General features: G+C 65.4%; 17 protein-coding genes. 7 read left to right on the plus strand and 10 right to left on the minus strand.

Annotated elements, in window-relative coordinates; translation table 11 throughout:
* The first annotated feature begins 11 nt into the window (after positions 1–11).
* Together BM118_RS06750 and BM118_RS06755 are read left to right on the plus strand one after the other, a co-directional pair.
* Positions 12–734 (plus strand): heme-copper oxidase subunit III family protein, encoded by a 723-nt coding sequence (locus BM118_RS06750; protein WP_092183352.1) that lies wholly within the window; start codon positions 12–14, stop codon positions 732–734.
* 9 nt (positions 735–743) lie between these two features.
* Positions 744–1,136: a cytochrome C oxidase subunit IV family protein gene (locus BM118_RS06755; protein ID WP_177234064.1), complete on the plus strand. Its 393-nt coding sequence runs from the start codon at positions 744–746 to the stop codon at positions 1,134–1,136.
* A gap of 24 nt (positions 1,137–1,160) precedes the next feature.
* On the opposite strand, the gene BM118_RS06760 is transcribed toward BM118_RS06755, so the two are convergent.
* From BM118_RS06760 to BM118_RS06770, 3 genes are all read right to left on the minus strand, one after another.
* Positions 1,161–2,918 carry an NAD+ synthase gene (locus BM118_RS06760; RefSeq protein WP_092183356.1) on the minus strand — a complete coding sequence of 586 codons (1,758 nt, stop codon included), beginning with the start codon at positions 2,916–2,918 and terminating at the stop codon, positions 1,161–1,163.
* Between the two features lie 105 nt (positions 2,919–3,023).
* Positions 3,024–3,377 carry a diacylglycerol kinase gene (locus tag BM118_RS06765; RefSeq protein WP_092183358.1) on the minus strand — a complete coding sequence of 118 codons (354 nt, stop codon included), beginning with the start codon at positions 3,375–3,377 and terminating at the stop codon, positions 3,024–3,026.
* Between the two features lie 4 nt (positions 3,378–3,381).
* Positions 3,382–4,770, minus strand: coding sequence for a class II 3-deoxy-7-phosphoheptulonate synthase (locus tag BM118_RS06770; RefSeq protein ID WP_092183360.1), 1,389 nt, complete (start codon positions 4,768–4,770; stop codon positions 3,382–3,384).
* A gap of 181 nt (positions 4,771–4,951) precedes the next feature.
* On the opposite strand from BM118_RS06770, the gene BM118_RS06775 reads away from it, so the two are divergent.
* The gene (locus BM118_RS06775; protein ID WP_092183362.1) at positions 4,952–5,848 is read left to right on the plus strand and encodes an alpha/beta hydrolase family protein; all 897 of its coding nucleotides are present in this window, start codon (positions 4,952–4,954) and stop codon (positions 5,846–5,848) included.
* A 4-nt stretch (positions 5,849–5,852) separates the two neighbouring features.
* On the opposite strand, the gene BM118_RS06780 is transcribed toward BM118_RS06775, so the two are convergent.
* Together BM118_RS06780 and BM118_RS06785 are read right to left on the minus strand one after the other, a co-directional pair.
* Positions 5,853–6,116 carry a hypothetical protein gene (locus BM118_RS06780; protein WP_092184315.1) on the minus strand — a complete coding sequence of 88 codons (264 nt, stop codon included), beginning with the start codon at positions 6,114–6,116 and terminating at the stop codon, positions 5,853–5,855.
* A 187-nt stretch (positions 6,117–6,303) separates the two neighbouring features.
* Positions 6,304–7,788: an aldehyde dehydrogenase family protein gene (locus BM118_RS06785; protein ID WP_177234142.1), complete on the minus strand. Its 1,485-nt coding sequence runs from the start codon at positions 7,786–7,788 to the stop codon at positions 6,304–6,306.
* Between the two features lie 114 nt (positions 7,789–7,902).
* Here BM118_RS06785 and BM118_RS06790 point away from each other — a divergent pair, with 114 nt between their 5' ends.
* Positions 7,903–8,985: a substrate-binding domain-containing protein gene (locus BM118_RS06790; RefSeq protein ID WP_092183366.1), complete on the plus strand. Its 1,083-nt coding sequence runs from the start codon at positions 7,903–7,905 to the stop codon at positions 8,983–8,985.
* Positions 8,986–9,063: 78 nt separating this feature from the next.
* Complete coding sequence (locus BM118_RS06795) at positions 9,064–9,438, plus strand: winged helix-turn-helix domain-containing protein (RefSeq protein ID WP_092184317.1); 375 nt, start codon at positions 9,064–9,066, stop codon at positions 9,436–9,438.
* Between the two features lie 6 nt (positions 9,439–9,444).
* Here BM118_RS06795 and BM118_RS06800 read toward each other — a convergent pair whose 3' ends face one another.
* Positions 9,445–9,822 (minus strand): hypothetical protein, encoded by a 378-nt coding sequence (locus BM118_RS06800; RefSeq protein ID WP_092183368.1) that lies wholly within the window; start codon positions 9,820–9,822, stop codon positions 9,445–9,447.
* A 160-nt stretch (positions 9,823–9,982) separates the two neighbouring features.
* A complete protein-coding gene (locus BM118_RS06805) occupies positions 9,983–10,561 on the minus strand; it encodes a hypothetical protein (RefSeq protein ID WP_092183370.1) in 579 nt (192 codons plus the stop codon).
* A 162-nt stretch (positions 10,562–10,723) separates the two neighbouring features.
* On the opposite strand from BM118_RS06805, the gene BM118_RS06810 reads away from it, so the two are divergent.
* On the plus strand, positions 10,724–11,662 hold the full coding sequence (locus BM118_RS06810) for a LysR family transcriptional regulator (RefSeq protein WP_092183372.1): 939 nt from the start codon (positions 10,724–10,726) through the stop codon (positions 11,660–11,662).
* Positions 11,663–11,835: 173 nt separating this feature from the next.
* Positions 11,836–12,804: a helix-turn-helix domain-containing protein gene (locus BM118_RS06815; RefSeq protein ID WP_177234065.1), complete on the plus strand. Its 969-nt coding sequence runs from the start codon at positions 11,836–11,838 to the stop codon at positions 12,802–12,804.
* Positions 12,805–12,835: 31 nt separating this feature from the next.
* On the opposite strand, the gene BM118_RS06820 is transcribed toward BM118_RS06815, so the two are convergent.
* The 3 genes from BM118_RS06820 to BM118_RS06830 are packed head-to-tail and all read right to left on the minus strand — an operon-like array spanning position 12,836 to position 14,449.
* Positions 12,836–13,417, minus strand: coding sequence for a TIGR00645 family protein (locus tag BM118_RS06820; RefSeq protein ID WP_092183374.1), 582 nt, complete (start codon positions 13,415–13,417; stop codon positions 12,836–12,838).
* Between the two features lie 34 nt (positions 13,418–13,451).
* Positions 13,452–14,090: a TerC family protein gene (locus BM118_RS06825; RefSeq protein ID WP_092183376.1), complete on the minus strand. Its 639-nt coding sequence runs from the start codon at positions 14,088–14,090 to the stop codon at positions 13,452–13,454.
* Positions 14,087–14,449: a hypothetical protein gene (locus tag BM118_RS06830; RefSeq protein ID WP_177234066.1), complete on the minus strand. Its 363-nt coding sequence runs from the start codon at positions 14,447–14,449 to the stop codon at positions 14,087–14,089. Before BM118_RS06830 ends, BM118_RS06825 begins: the two co-directional genes overlap by 4 nt.

Consider the following 14,449-nt stretch of genomic DNA (forward strand, 5'->3'; position numbering starts at 1 on the left):
GGCGAGACCAGATGGCTGAGACCATGCTGACAAATTCGGGCCAATCGACTGCGCGGCTTGAAGGCTGGCGTGGCATCGCCGCCGACTGGGCATCCGATCAGCGCGCCTTCAAGAACGTGTCCTGGGGCAAGGCCATGATGTGGATCTTCCTCCTCAGCGACACCTTCATCTTCAGTTGCTTCCTGCTCTCCTACATGACGGCGCGCATGTCGACGACCGTGCCGTGGCCGAATCCCAGCGAAGTCTTCGCCCTCAATATCGGGGGCAAACACATCCCCCTGATCCTGATCGCCATCATGACCTTCGTCCTGATCAGCAGCAGCGGAACAATGGCGATGGCGGTCAATTTCGGCTACCGCAGGGATCGCGTGAGAACCGCAATCCTGATGCTGATCACGGCGGCATTTGGCGCAACATTCGTCGGAATGCAGGCGTTCGAATGGACCAAGTTGATCATGGAGGGTGTTCGACCCTGGGGCAATCCATGGGGCGCGGCGCAGTTTGGCTCAAGCTTTTTCATGATCACGGGTTTCCACGGCACCCACGTGACGATCGGCGTGATCTTCCTGATCGCGATCGCGCGAAAGGTCTGGCGGGGAGACTTCGATATCGAGAGACGCGGCTTTTTCACAAGCCGCAAGGGCTATTACGAGATCGTCGAGATCACCGGGCTGTACTGGCACTTCGTCGACCTCGTGTGGGTGTTCATCTTTGCATTCTTCTACCTTTGGTGAGGTCGGCGCATGACAAACGCGACGGTACACATGGAAGGCACGCTCCACGCTCCTGCGTCTGGCGCAGTCGTTACAGGCGCCGTTCACACCAAGGGTCAACAGCACCCGATCAAGCTCTACCTCGTGGTCTGGGGCTGGTTGTTCGTCCTCAGCACATGCTCCTACCTCGTCGACTACTTTGGCCTGCATGGCTATCTGAGGTGGTCGCTGATCCTGCTGTTCATGGTGTTGAAGGCCGGCCTGATCGTCGCCGTCTTCATGCACATGGCCTGGGAGCGACTGGCCTTGGCCTATGCCATCCTGCTGCCGCCGATCGCGGTATTGGTATTTGTGTCGATCATGGTGCTCGAATCCGAATACACGCACTTGCTTCGGGTGCTGTTCTTCGCAACCCCGTCATAGGGCCCGCTCGCTCAAGGCTGGAGCTCAGCCTTCGAACGCGTCGATCGACGCCTTGCTGCCGCGCGAGACCAGCGTCTCGTCCGGGGCGGGCAGCGGCTCGCCCCTGTCGCGAAAGCGGTTGGTGATGGGATAGCGGCGGTCGCGGCCGAAATTCCTGGCCGTCACCTTCACGCCGGGTGCGGCCTGGCGGCGCTTGTATTCGGCGACGTTGAGCAGATGGTCGATGCGGGTGACCGTCTCGCGGTCGAAGCCGGCGGCGATGATCCGGTCCAGCGGCTCCTCGCGTTCGACCAGGCGCTCGAGGATGGCATCGAGCACCTCGTAAGGCGGCAATGAATCCTGGTCGGTCTGGTTCTCGCGCAGCTCCGCCGTCGGCGGACGCGTGATAATATCAGGCGGAATGACCTCACCCGCGGGCCCGAGCGCGCCTTCAGGCTTCCAGCTGTTGCGCAGCGCCGCCAACCGGAACACCTGCGTCTTGTAGATGTCCTTGATCGGGTTGAAGCCGCCGTTCATGTCGCCATAGAGCGTGGCGTAGCCGACCGACATTTCCGACTTGTTGCCTGTTGTCACCACCATCAGACCGGTCTTGTTGGAGATCGCCATCAGCAGCGTGCCGCGGGTACGGGCCTGAAGGTTTTCCTCGGTGATATCTGGCGGCAGGTTCTTGAAGATGCCTGAGAGAATGGTCTCGAAGCCGGTCACGGCTTCCGCGATCGGCAGGACCTCGTAGCGGATGCCGAGATGGCCCGCGAGCTCGCCGGCGTCCGCGATCGAGCTTGCCGCAGTGTAGCGATAGGGCAGCATCACGCCATGCACCTGGTCGGCGCCGAGCGCGTCGACCGCGATCGCCGCACACAGCGCGGAATCGATGCCGCCGGAAATGCCGAGCAGCACGCCGGGAAAGCCGTTCTTGGCGACGTAGTCGCGAAGGCCCACCACGCAGGCCGCGTAGTCGCCGTGGTCGCCTTCCGTCTGCGCAGCGATCGGCCCGGCGCAGCGCCAATCGTCGCCGTTGCGAGTGAAGCGCAACGTGGTGACGCTTTCCTCGAACGCCGGCAATTGGGCCGCGAGCGAGAGATCGCCGTTGAGCGCGAACGAGGCGCCGTCGAACACCAGCTCGTCCTGGCCGCCGACCTGGTTGAGATAGACCAGCGGCAGGCCGCTCTCGGTCACCCGCGCGACCGCGACCGACAGGCGCACGTCGTTCTTGTCGCGGGCATAGGGCGAGCCGTTCGGCACCAGGATGATCTCGGCGCCGGTCTCGGCCAGCGTCTCGACCACGTTCTCGTAATCCTCGGACTCCTCCAGCCAGATGTCCTCGCAGATCGGCACGCCGATGCGCACGCCGCACACGGTCATCGGCCCCGCGGCGGGCCCGCGCGCAAACAGCCGCTTCTCGTCGAACACGCCGTAATTCGGCAGATTGCACTTGAAGCGCAAGCCGGCGATGCAGCCGCCCTCGAGCAGCGCGCAGGCATTGTAGAGCCTGCCGTCCTCGACCCAGGGCGTGCCGACAAGCATCGCCGGCCCGCCATCGGCGGTCTCACGCGCAAGGCTTTCGATCGCGGCCCGGCAGGCGGCCTGGAAGGCCGGCTTCTGCACCAGGTCTTCCGGCGGGTAGCCTGCGATGAACAATTCCGGAAACAGCACGAGATCGGCACCATCGGCGGCTGCCCGCACGCGCGCGGCCCGCGCCTTGGCGGCATTGCCCTCGACGTCGCCGACGGTCGGGTTGAGCTGGGCCAGCGTGACCGCGAATGCGTTGAGACGTACGGTCATGGCCGCCCCTGTCCGATCCAATGGCTAGAGCATGATCCGGAAAAGTGTGGAGCGGTTTTCCGAGAAGATCATGCTCAAACGACAACCTGAAGCGCGATGAGCGCTTTAGACGAAACCCAACCGCTCGACGATGGCAAAGATCCAGAACGCACCGGCCATCAGCAGCGCGACGCCGACGGCCGCCGAGCCCATGTCCTTGACCTGCCCGATCTGCTTGTCGTGATCGAGCGTCAGGCGGTCGGCGAGCTTTTCCACCGCGGTGTTGAGCAGCTCGACCACCAGCACGAACGCGACAGTACAGACCAGCTCGACCGCGCGCATCGCGGTCGCGCCGATGAACCAGGCCAGCGGCAGCGACAGCAGGAGCGCAAAGATCTCCTCGCGGACTGCCTGCTCCGATCGAAGTGCAAAGGCCAGACCGTTACGGGAGTTGATCGTGGCCTTCCAGATCCGCAGCAAGGTCTTAGAGCCCCGCGGCGACCGGCATCGGCTTGACTTTGCCGGCGCGTTCCTGCTTGAGCAGCTCGGCGACCAGGAAAGCCATGTCGATGGATTGCTCGGCGTTGAGGCGGGGATCGCAGACCGTGTGATAGCGGTCGTTGAGATCCTCGTCCGTGATCGCGCGGGCGCCGCCGAGGCATTCGGTGACGTCCTGGCCGGTCATCTCCAGATGCACGCCGCCGGCATGGGTGCCTTCGGCGGCATGGATCGCGAAGAACGACTTCACCTCGGACAGGATGCGGTCGAACGGCCGCGTCTTGTAGCCCGACGTCGAGGTGATGGTGTTGCCGTGCATGGGATCGCACGACCAGACCACCACCCTGCCCTCGCGCTTCACGGTGCGGATCATGTTCGGCAGGTGCTCGCCGACCTTGTCGGAGCCGAAGCGGCCGATCAGCGTCAGCCGGCCGGGCTCGTTGTCGGGGTTAAGCACGTCGATCAGCTTCAGCAATTCGTCGGGCTTCAGCGACGGGCCGCACTTCAGCCCGATCGGGTTCTTGATGCCGCGGAAATATTCGATATGGCCGTGGTCGAGCTGGCGGGTGCGGTCGCCGATCCAGATCATGTGGCCTGATGTCGCGTACCAGTCCCCGGTGGTGGAATCGACGCGGGTCATGGCCTGCTCGTAGCCGAGCAGCAGCGCTTCGTGGCTGGTGTAGAAGTCGGTGGCGCGCAGCTCCGGATGGCTCTCGAGATCGAGGCCGCAGGCGCGCATGAAGTTGAGCGCGTCCGAGATGCGGTCGGCCAGCTCCTTGTAGCGGCGGGACTGCGGCGAGTCCTTGAGGAAGCCGAGCATCCATTGATGCACGCTGCCGAGATTGGCAAAGCCGCCCGTCGCAAACGCGCGCAGCAGGTTCAGCGTCGCGGCCGACTGGCGATAAGCCATCAGCTGGCGCTGCGGATCCGGCACGCGCGCTTCCTTGGTGAAGGCGATGTCGTTGACGATGTCGCCGCGATAGCTCGGCAGCTCGACGCCGTTGATCTTTTCGGTCGGCGAGGAGCGCGGCTTGGCGAACTGGCCCGCGATGCGGCCGACCTTCACCACCGGCACGGCGCCGGCATAGGTCAGCACCACCGCCATCTGGAGCAGCACGCGGAAGAAGTCGCGGATGTTGTTGGCGCCGTGCTCGGCAAAGCTCTCGGCGCAGTCGCCGCCCTGGAGCAGGAAGGCTTCGCCCGCCGCAACGCGCCCCAAGGCCTTCTTCAGGTTGCGCGCCTCGCCCGCGAACACCAGCGGCGGAAAGGTCGCAAGCTGCGCCTCGACGTCGGCCAAAGCCTTGGCGTCGGGATAATCGGGCACCTGTAGCACCGGCTTGCTGCGCCAGGACTCGGGCGTCCACCGCTCGGACATCGCAATCTCTCCGTGAAGCAAAAAGCACAACCTGATCTGTGGGTTGCGAGGGCCGCCTTATACACAGGCTGGCACAGGACCGCCAGTTGTAAATCCATTTCGCACTGCAAACCCTTGCAGGGAAAGCCAAATTCGCATTTGCTTGGGAGCGGCAAGGAAACTGGCAGGACACCGGCTGCCCATGGACGCGGCGCGCGACGACGTTTTCATCGACGAGATCAGCTTCCCGGCGACCGACGGGTATGCGCTGGCCGGCACCCTGTTCCTGCCGCGCGCCACCAAGCGCAATGCCGTCCTGATCAACTCGGCCACCGCTGTCCCGCGAAAGATCTATCGCGGCTTTGCCTCCTATCTCGCCCATCGCGGCTGCGCGGTGCTGACCTACGACTATCGCGGCATCGGCGACTCCCGGCTGCCGGCGATGGTCGGCTACAACCAGCCGAAATCGCTGGTCGGCTTCAAGGCCTCGATGTCGGACTGGGCCGCGCTCGACGTCACCGCCGCGGTGAGCTGGATGCGCGAGCGCTACAACACCCTGCCGCTCGCCTATATCGGCCACTCCTTCGGCGGCCAGGCGCTCGGGCTGATCGCGAACAACAGCGACATCGCGCGCGCCGCGTTCGTCGCCTCGCAGGCGGCGACCTGGCGGCTGATGACCTCGCCGGAGAAATATCGCGTCCTCGCCTTCATGAACCTCATTGGCGTGCCGCTCGCCCACGCGCTCGGATACGCCCCGGGCTGGGCCGGCATTGGCGAGGATTTGCCCAAGGGCGTGTTCCTGCAATGGGCCGACTGGGTCTCGAGCCCGCGCTATCTCTTCGATTCAAAACTGCCCGCGCTGGAGAACTTCGCCAAATTCAAGGGCGAGCTGCGCGCCCTGTGCTTCTCCGACGATCCCTGGGCGACGCGCCCGGCGGTCGAACTGCTCGCCGGCGGGTTCACGGCGATCAAGCCGGAGGTGCTGACGGTGAAGCCGTCCGACGTCGGCGCCAAGGCGATCGGCCATTTCGGCTTCTTCCGCCCCGAGCACCGCGACACGTTGTGGCGCGGCGTGGCGGAATGGATCCAGGGCGAGTGAGGCGTTAGCGAATGATCGTCGTCAGCGACGAGTAGCGCCGGTTCGGCTTGGCTTCGCCCGGCGCGAACTGCGCGAAGGCATCGCTGACGCGGACTGCCGGCGGCGTATCGCCGGCGAAGCGGAATTCCTTTGGCCGCGGCGCGTAGAAGCTGGCGCGGTAATAGGCGTCGTCGAAGCGCACCTCGCCGACCCCGAACAATGCGTCGCAGACGAACAGGAGTGCGTAGACTCCCGCGACCGCAGCGACGATCTCCTTGAGAATAGACATGCTGATGCCCCACCCTTTTGCGGGCAGCATGCGCATCGGTTCCAAAGCTCTGGTTTAAGGCGCCGTGCTTCTTGTTCGCAGGGTTTGCCGCCGATAAGCGGAATGCAGACAATTTTATCGATCTCGAAAAGAGAGCCCGCCTGACCGGACGATCAGGCGGGCTCCAGGCTTGGCCGCTCGGGAGGTATCAGACGGCCAGGTTCATCCACACCGCCTTCGGCTCGGTGAAATTGTCGAGCGCGGCGGTGCCGTGCTCGCGGCCGAGGCCGGAGTCGCGTTCGCCGCCCCAGGGCAGGCGCACGTCGGTGTAGCCATAAGTATTCATCCAGACCGTGCCGGCGCGGGCCCGCTTGGCAAAACGCTGGAGCTTGCCGATGTCGCGGCTCCAGACGCCGGCGGCGAGGCTGTAGGCGGTGCCGTTGGCGATCCGCAAAGCATCGGCCTCATCCCTGAACTTGATGACGCTGACGACGGGGCCGAAGATTTCCTCCTGCGAGATCCGCATCTCGTGTTCGACATTCGCGAACACCGCGGGGCTGATGAAGTAGCCGCGCTCGCCGACCCGCGTCCCGCCGGTGACGAGGCTCGCCCCCTCCTGCCGGCCGATGTCGACATAGTCGAGGATCGACTTCATCTGCTTCTCGGAGATGACAGGACCGAGCGCGGTCTTGCGATCGAGCGGATCGCCCATCTTCAGCGACTTGGCGCGTGCGGCAAGACGCTCGACGACTTCGTCATAGGCCCTCTCCTGCACCAGCACGCGGGAGCCGGCCGAGCACACCTGGCCGGCGTTGAAGAAGATGCCGGAGGCCGCGGCTTTCGAGGCCGCCTCGAGATCGGCATCGTCGAAGATGACATTGGCCGATTTGCCGCCGAGCTCGAGCGAGACGCGCTTGAAGTTGCCGGCCGCGCCTTTCATGATTCCACGACCCACGCCCGGCGAGCCGGTGAAGGTGACCTTGTCGACGTCAGGGTGATTGACCAGTGCGTCGCCGACGACGCGGCCGGGGCCCGTGACGACGTTGAAGACGCCCGCCGGCAGGCCGGCCTGAAGCGCGAGCTCGGCGATGCGCAGCGCCGACAGCGAGGTCAGCTCGGCCGGCTTCATCACGATCGTGCAGCCACAGGCCAGCGCCGGCGCCAGCTTCCACATCCCAATCATCAGCGGGAAATTCCACGGCACGATGGCCGCGACCACGCCGACCGGCTCGCGCACGGTGTAGGTCAGGGCATCGTCACGCACGGGCACGACGTCGCCGCTGATCTTGTCGGCCCACCCGGCGTAGTAGATCAGCGTGTCGACGGCGGCCGGGAAGTCCTGGCGCAGCGTCGCGGAGATCGGCTTGCCGGCATCGATCGACTCGAGCTCGATGATTTCTTCGGCGTTTGCCTTGAGCAGATCGGCCCAGCGCAGCAGGATCTGGCCGCGCTCGGAGGCGCGCATCGTGCGCCACGGGCCTTCGAACGCCCGGCGCGCCGCCGCCACCGCATGCTCGACATCGGCCTCGCCGCCTTCTGCGATGGTGGCGATGACCTGCCCGGTCGCGGGATTGATCGATTTGAAGGTGCGGCCGGAGCTTGCGGGGACGCGGCGGCCATCGATGAGCAGATGCTGCGGCCGGGCCATGAACTCAGTCGCCGGCGAATGTGCAAAGTCATATGCAACAGACATCATATTTTCTCCCGTTCTGGTATGCCAGATTAGGAGGATATTTGCCGCAGTAAATATGATATGGTGTGCCTATGGCCCACCCATCATATGAACTCAACTTCATAAGGTTGCTTCATGCTCCAGATCGAGATCGAGGCAGTTTGGCGGTTTCGCCAGGAGGGCAGTCCGCGCACGGCGGTGGTCATGCTCGGCGTGCTCAACGAAATCCGGAAGACCGGGAAGATCACGAGCGCGGCCGCCGACGCGCACCTCTCCTACCGGCACGTCTGGAATCTGATCGAGCAATGGTCGGAGTTCTTCGGCACGCCGCTGGTCGAAACCCAGCGCGGCAAGGGCTCCAGGCTCACGCCATTCGGTGAGCGGCTGGTATGGGCGGGCGAACGCATGCAGGCCCGGCTGGGACCGCAGCTCGAAAACCTCGCGCAAGAGCTCGCAAGCGAGATCAAGCCGTTCCTCGAGCAACGCCCATCGGTGATCCGCGTGCACGCCAGCCACGGCTTTGCGGTGGCAAAGCTGCGCGAATTCCTCGACCGCGAGCCCGGCATCGGCGTCGACCTGCGCTATGTCAGCAACCAGCATTCGCTGGTCTCGCTGGCGCAGGGCGCCTGCGATCTCTCCGGCCTGCATCTGCCGCACGGCGCGCTGCGGGCACAAGGCATCAAGGCCGCGCGCGAATGGCTCGATCCGCGCGAGGACCGCGTCATCAGCTTCGTCACGCGCGAGATGGGGCTGATGGTCGCGCGCGGCAATCCGCTTGGCATCGAAACGATCGAGGACCTGACCAGGCCAAAAATCCGCTTCGTCAACCGCGACCATGATTCCGGCACGCGCCTGCTGTTCGACCAGTTGCTGGCCGCACACCGCATCGACGAAAGCCGCATCAACGGCGCGCAGCAGATCGAGTTCACCCACGCCGCGGTCGCCGCCTATGTCGCGAGCGGCATGGCGGATGCGAGCTTCGGCGTCGAGGCGGCCGCCCGGCATTTCGGCCTCGATTTCATTCGCATCGTGACCGAGGATTATTTCTTCGTCTGCAAGCGCGCTTTCCTCGACACCGAGCCGATGCAGCGCATCCTCGACATCATGCGCAGCGCCGATTTTCGTGCCGCTGTCGCCAGCCTGCCCGGCTACGTGCCGTCGGAAACGGGCGCCGTGACCGGCGTGAAGGCGTTTCTGGAGATGCACGCCGTGCGCTGATGCGATACGGCGCCCTCACCTTGTCCGCGGCAGGCAAGAGTGGCAATCTTATCAAGCAAAGTCCAAGAGATGCCCGTCATGCCGCGCGCGAGCGCCAAACCGCTTCCCCAGCTCAGCCTTCGCATCGACCTCGACGGCGAGGATCGGATCGGCCCCGGCAAGATCGAGCTATTGGAGCAGATCCGCGAGCACGGCTCGATCTCGGCGGCCGGCCGCGCCATGGACATGTCGTACAAGCGCGCCTGGGATCTCGTGGACGAGATCAACCGCATCTGCGGACATGCCGCCGTGGAGCCGCAGGCCGGCGGCAAGAACGGCGGCGGCGCGATGCTGACGCCTTTTGGCGCGAAGCTCGTTGCTCGCTACCGCAAGATCGAGCGTGACGCTGCACGCGCTGTGCACAAGGAGCTGTTGGCGCTCAAGAGCGATATCGGCCGATCCCGCAAGTCCTGAGCGCGGCTAGTTCGGCCGCACCGCCACGCCGGGCATGGGCTGCGTCAGCGCTTCGCCGAGCAGGCTCTGCTCGGCCTTCGGGATCGAGAAACGGACCTTGAAGCCGTCCTCGGTCTGAAGCGTGATGATGCGCTGGGTCGTGTCGGTCGATTGTTCCAGCACCCAGGACGCCAGCGGATAGGCATAGCGCAGGCTCTGGTCGCCGTAGCGGGCCTTCAATGCTGCCTCCAGCAATCCCGGAAGGGTCATGATCAACGCTCCGGCCTGATTCAGCGAAACGTTGACCGTGGCTGGATTTCCGGCCGCGTCCTCGAAACCCAGCGAGATCGCGCCCCCGTCGGCGGCCACCTCGCAGGTCGTGAGCGATCTGACTTTAATTTCCATCGAGGGCTCCGGAACGGCAGTCCGCTATATCCTAAAAAATATAGCGATATGTGCGATCAGGTCCAGCCGCTTCTTTTGGAACAACTCCAACCGCCGCAAAGGGCTTCAAACGGCATAGACTTCGGACGTCGGCGCGGTCCCGGCAGCGCGACGCGGCCGCTCAGATCAACGGCTCGTCCTTGAGCGCCGACACCACCTGCTCGCCGCGGTCGGTCAAGCGATAGGTCACCAGCGGACGGCTCGACGGCGGCTTGCGGTCGATCTCGACGATGTAGCCGCGCACCATCAGCGCTTCGAAACTGCCGTAATAGCCGAACATGCTGATCTGGTTCTGCTTGAGCAGCTTGAACTCGCGCAAGAGACGGATCTCGTTGCCCGAAAGCAGTGAGCGGCGGACGCGCTGCACGAACCGCGCGCGCTGCTCGAACCACGCCTGGTCGGGCAGTTCGTGCGAGGCCGGCGCCGGGTCGCGCTCGCAGGGACGCGTCTCGGTCGCGACATCGGCCATGACCTCAGGAAGGCACGGCATGCTGTTGACCACCGCGTCCTTGGCGACATCGAGCAATGCGATCGGCCAGCGTCGTTTGTTGTCCACCATGACCGGCGGCGGCACGACGTTGTCACGCACCAATTGCTCGAAACGGCCGGCGGTCACGCCGACATAGGCGGCCGCCCGGCGGCGATCGACCAGACGGGTGTCCGGCCCGTGCTCCAGTTCGCAAGCGATGTTCTCGTTCACCCCGAAATCCCCTGGCGCGTCGTTGCGCAGGCCCGGCGGCCCTTATTGGGACCTGGCCGAGCCGGCGGCGAACCTAGGGGGGACCAGCGCCCTCGAAAAGCAGAGAATTTCGTACATGTTGATGCCGTTTCGGCAACGGCTATAGTCCGTGCCGGGGGACCCATGCGATTTCACTCACCGGCCATCCAGTACTTCCACGCCGTCCGCCGCACGGGCTCGATCCGGGCCGCGGCGCGTGTCCTGAACGTCGCCTCCTCGGCGGTCAGCCGCCAGATTCTCAAGCTCGAGCAAGAGGTTGGATCGCCCCTGTTCGAGCGCAATGCGCGCGGGCTGACGCTGACGACGGTCGGCGAGATGCTGGCCCGGCATGTCATGAACGTGCTCCAGGACCTCGACCGCTTCCGCTCGGACGTCGCGTCCCTGTCGGGCACCTGGCGCGGCACCGTCAGCATCGCCTGCATCGAATCGCTGACGGAATCGGTGCTGCCGGACCTGATCGCCTCGCATCGCAGCCGCGCCCGCCGCGTCAGCTTCACCGCCGAGGTGAAGGGATCGTCGGACGTGCTGGAGGCCCTGAGCCGCGGCGAGGCCGACATCGGCATCGCCATGGCGCTCCGCCATCCGCCGGATCTGCGCCAGGTCGCCCTGAAGCGGTTTCGTCTCGGCGCGGTGGTGTCGCGCGAGCATCCGCTGGCGCGCCGCAAGACGGTGACGCTGGAGCAATGCCTCGCCTTCCCCGTCATCAATGCGCTGCCGGAGCTGTCGATCTATCATCTGCTCCAGCCGCTGATCGCACAGCTCTCCGAGACGCCGGAGCCGGCGATCCAGGCCAATTCGATCGACCTGATGCGCGAGCTCGCCGCACGCGGCGTCGGCGTCGCCTTCCAGACCCAGCTCGGCATCGGCCGGCTATCGCGCGATAGCCAGCTCGTCTTCCTGCCGCTCGACAACGCCGGCAGCCCGGTCTGGTCCGACCTCGGCATCTATGTTCGCGCCGAGCGCACCCTGCCCGCCTACACCGAGTCCTTTCTCCAGGAGTTGGTGCGCGAGCTCGGCGAGCGCGAGCGGCGCGAGAACGCGGCCTATCCGCAGACGTCGTGACATCGCGGCGCCGCCGCCAAGCCGGCGCAGCGTGGATGCGACCACGCGCCCCGTGGTCTTGCGGACTTGCCTGAAGCAAGGTTGCTCCGGCAACATTTCCGGCCGATGTCGCGCCCGCGAGGTCGAGGATGCGCCGGCACACGCCGAACGCCTGAAGTCACTGGGATCCCGAGATGCCGGTACGTTGGCTCAAGCCGTCGCGAGTCCTGAGCATCGAGCGCTACAGCGATTTCGAGTCCTTTCGACCGAGCGAGGTGCTGGGCGGCGGCGTCAGCACGCCGCTCGAGCCGCGCGAGTTCTCGCTGCACCGCGCCATCCTGCCGCTCCAGGATGGTCTGTTCGTGCTCCAGCGGACCTTCGCCCGGCGCCTCCAGGCCAATGTCGGCACCGACCACGGCGTCGGCCTCGTCATCCCGCTCGCCTGTCATTCCACGGCCAACGGGCGCGAGATCGACAACTCGATGATCGGTGTCGTGCGCGGCAAGGTCGCCACCGAGGCGGTCGAGCATCACCCCAACACCTATCTGATGCTGCGCTTCAACTCCGACATGCGCCATCGCGGCTGGGCGGACTACGAGACCGGGCTCGAATTCACGCGTCTCGACGCCGACACGATGGCGCGCGTGCGCGCGGCCATTCTCGACATGTTCTGCCTGGCCTCGCGCTGCAACGATCCCAGGCAATTCGAAGCCATCGACCGGCCGATCCAGGAAAGGCTTCTCGCTGGCCTCGATGCCGCCCTTGCCCCCGTCGACGCGCAAGACCTCAGGCGCGGATCGTTCGACAAGCATCGCAAGCTGGTCGCACGGCTTGACGAGGCGGCCACGCTGTCCGGCGGCATCCCGCTCTACAGCGGCGACCTCGCAAATGCGCTCGGCGTCTCTGTCCGCACGCTCCAGAGCGCGACACAGGCGGTACATGGCGTCAGCCTGCATCACTATCTCAGGCTGAAGCGGCTGTGGTCGACCCGCGTGCAGCTCATCACCGCAGGTAACGGAACGACAGTGAAGGCCGCGGCGCTCGCGAACGGCTTCTGGCACATGGGCGAATTCTCGAAGCTCTACAAGACGACGTTCGGCGAGATGCCATCCGGGACGCTGGCGCAGGCCCGTGATTTTGCGGACGAGAGCCCGCACCTCTGAGGCAGCTCCGGTCAAACCCGCTGCGCCGCGTTCAGCCGTGCGCCACTACCTTGCGGTGGCCGCTCTCGCTGAGGCGATCGACCCAGGCAATGCCGATCGCCGAGATGATGAAGGTCAGGTGGATCAAGACCTGCCACATCACGCCGGTCTCGGTGAAGTTGCTGCGCGTGGTGCCGAGATTTCCGGCCTCGATGAAGGTCCGGAGCAGCGAGATCGAGGAGATGCCGATGATCGCCATCGCAAGCTTGATCTTGAGCACGCTGGCGTTGACATGACTGAGCCATTCCGGCTCGTCGGGATGGCCGCTCAGGTTCAGCCGGGAGACGAAGGTCTCGTAGCCGCCGACGATCACCATCACCAGCAGGTTCGAGATCATGACGACGTCGATCAGCCCGAGCACGACCAGCATGATCTGCTGCTCGCTGGCGTCAAAGGAGTGCGCGACCAGGTGCCAGAGCTCCTTGAGGAACAGCAGCACGTAGACGCCCTGTGCGACGATCAGGCCGACATAGAGCGGCACTTGCAGCCAGCGTGAGCCAAAGATCAGCTGGGCGAACGGGCCGATTTCCGGCGGCGAAGGCGCGGCCGAAGGTGCTTTGGGTTCAGACCTCATTGATCACTCCGGATTGCAGACAGCAAACGCCGCCTCAGAGACTCGCGATGACGGGCGCGAGCTCGAGCGAGCCGCGATAGATCATCTCGAAGGCGACGTAAACGATGATGGCGAGGCCGACATAGGCGATCCAGCGCTGCTTCTGGAGCACGCGGCCGAGCAGATCGGCGGCGACACCCATCATCGCGACCGACAGCAGCAGGCCGAAGGCGAGGATGTAGGGATGCTCGCGCGCCGCGCCCGCGACCGCGAGCACGTTGTCGAGCGACATCGAGACGTCGGCGGCGACGATCTGCAAGGCGGCCTGGCCGAAGGTCTTTCGCGGCGCCGATGCCGCGCTTCCGCCGCCGCCATGGCTGAACGCAAGCCCGCGGCGATGCGCGGCCTGCTCGCGCAATTCGCGCCACATCTTCCAGCACACCCAGAGCAGCAGCACGCCGCCGGCGAGCAGGAGGCCGATCACCTGCAAGAGCTGGGTCGCGATGCCGGCAAAGACGATGCGCAAGGCCGTGGCGGCGGCGATGCCGACCACGATGGCGCGCCGGCGCTGCCCGGCCGGCAGGCCGGCGGCGGCAAGGCCGATGACGACGGCGTTGTCGCCGGCGAGCACGAGGTCGATCAGAACGACCTGGAGCAGCGCGCTCAGCGCGTCGGCGGTGATGAACTCAGTCATGATTGATCATTTTTCGATGCGGACGGTTCGAGCCAGTGCGGCTTGCGGCGCTCGATCCAGTCGAAGACCTTCGACCGGGAGGAGCGCAGCGCCGGCACGTCCTCGGCAAGCAGCGCGAGGCCGAGCGGCAGCATCCAGACGCCGAGCACCGGCAGGAAGGAGAGCACGCCGCCGACGACGAGCAGCGCGCCCGAGGGGATTCTCACCCAGCGGCTGGACGGCTTGAGCAGATAGGTGACGGTGTCGCCCATGCGAGTCGGCAGGCGATGGACGAGCTTGTCGAGGCGCGGATCACCGCCGGCCAACTGGCCGGCGGCGCCCCCGGTTCTGGTCGTACGCTCGTCCGATGCCGCGCTCAT

It is taken from the genome of Bradyrhizobium sp. cf659, assembly GCF_900113725.1.
In the GTDB taxonomy this organism is placed as follows: domain Bacteria; phylum Pseudomonadota; class Alphaproteobacteria; order Rhizobiales; family Xanthobacteraceae; genus Bradyrhizobium.

What these genes read in the sequence shown, in the direction of transcription:
- BM118_RS06750 (WP_092183352.1), top strand. Translation starts at nt 12, where the DNA reads ATGGCTGAGACCATGCTGACAAATTCGGGCCAATCGACTGCGCGGCTT.
- BM118_RS06755 (WP_177234064.1), top strand. Translation starts at nt 744, where the DNA reads ATGACAAACGCGACGGTACACATGGAAGGCACGCTCCACGCTCCTGCG.
- BM118_RS06760 (WP_092183356.1), bottom strand. Translation starts at nt 2,918, where the DNA reads ATGACCGTACGTCTCAACGCATTCGCGGTCACGCTGGCCCAGCTCAAC.
- BM118_RS06770 (WP_092183360.1), bottom strand. Translation starts at nt 4,770, where the DNA reads ATGTCCGAGCGGTGGACGCCCGAGTCCTGGCGCAGCAAGCCGGTGCTA.
- BM118_RS06775 (WP_092183362.1), top strand. Translation starts at nt 4,952, where the DNA reads ATGGACGCGGCGCGCGACGACGTTTTCATCGACGAGATCAGCTTCCCG.
- BM118_RS06780 (WP_092184315.1), bottom strand. Translation starts at nt 6,116, where the DNA reads ATGTCTATTCTCAAGGAGATCGTCGCTGCGGTCGCGGGAGTCTACGCA.
- BM118_RS06785 (WP_177234142.1), bottom strand. Translation starts at nt 7,788, where the DNA reads ATGTCTGTTGCATATGACTTTGCACATTCGCCGGCGACTGAGTTCATG.
- BM118_RS06790 (WP_092183366.1), top strand. Translation starts at nt 7,903, where the DNA reads ATGCTCCAGATCGAGATCGAGGCAGTTTGGCGGTTTCGCCAGGAGGGC.
- BM118_RS06795 (WP_092184317.1), top strand. Translation starts at nt 9,064, where the DNA reads ATGCCGCGCGCGAGCGCCAAACCGCTTCCCCAGCTCAGCCTTCGCATC.
- BM118_RS06800 (WP_092183368.1), bottom strand. Translation starts at nt 9,822, where the DNA reads ATGGAAATTAAAGTCAGATCGCTCACGACCTGCGAGGTGGCCGCCGAC.
- BM118_RS06810 (WP_092183372.1), top strand. Translation starts at nt 10,724, where the DNA reads ATGCGATTTCACTCACCGGCCATCCAGTACTTCCACGCCGTCCGCCGC.
- BM118_RS06815 (WP_177234065.1), top strand. Translation starts at nt 11,836, where the DNA reads ATGCCGGTACGTTGGCTCAAGCCGTCGCGAGTCCTGAGCATCGAGCGC.
- BM118_RS06820 (WP_092183374.1), bottom strand. Translation starts at nt 13,417, where the DNA reads ATGAGGTCTGAACCCAAAGCACCTTCGGCCGCGCCTTCGCCGCCGGAA.
- BM118_RS06825 (WP_092183376.1), bottom strand. Translation starts at nt 14,090, where the DNA reads ATGACTGAGTTCATCACCGCCGACGCGCTGAGCGCGCTGCTCCAGGTC.
- BM118_RS06830 (WP_177234066.1), bottom strand. Translation starts at nt 14,449, where the DNA reads ATGAGCGCGGCATCGGACGAGCGTACGACCAGAACCGGGGGCGCCGCC.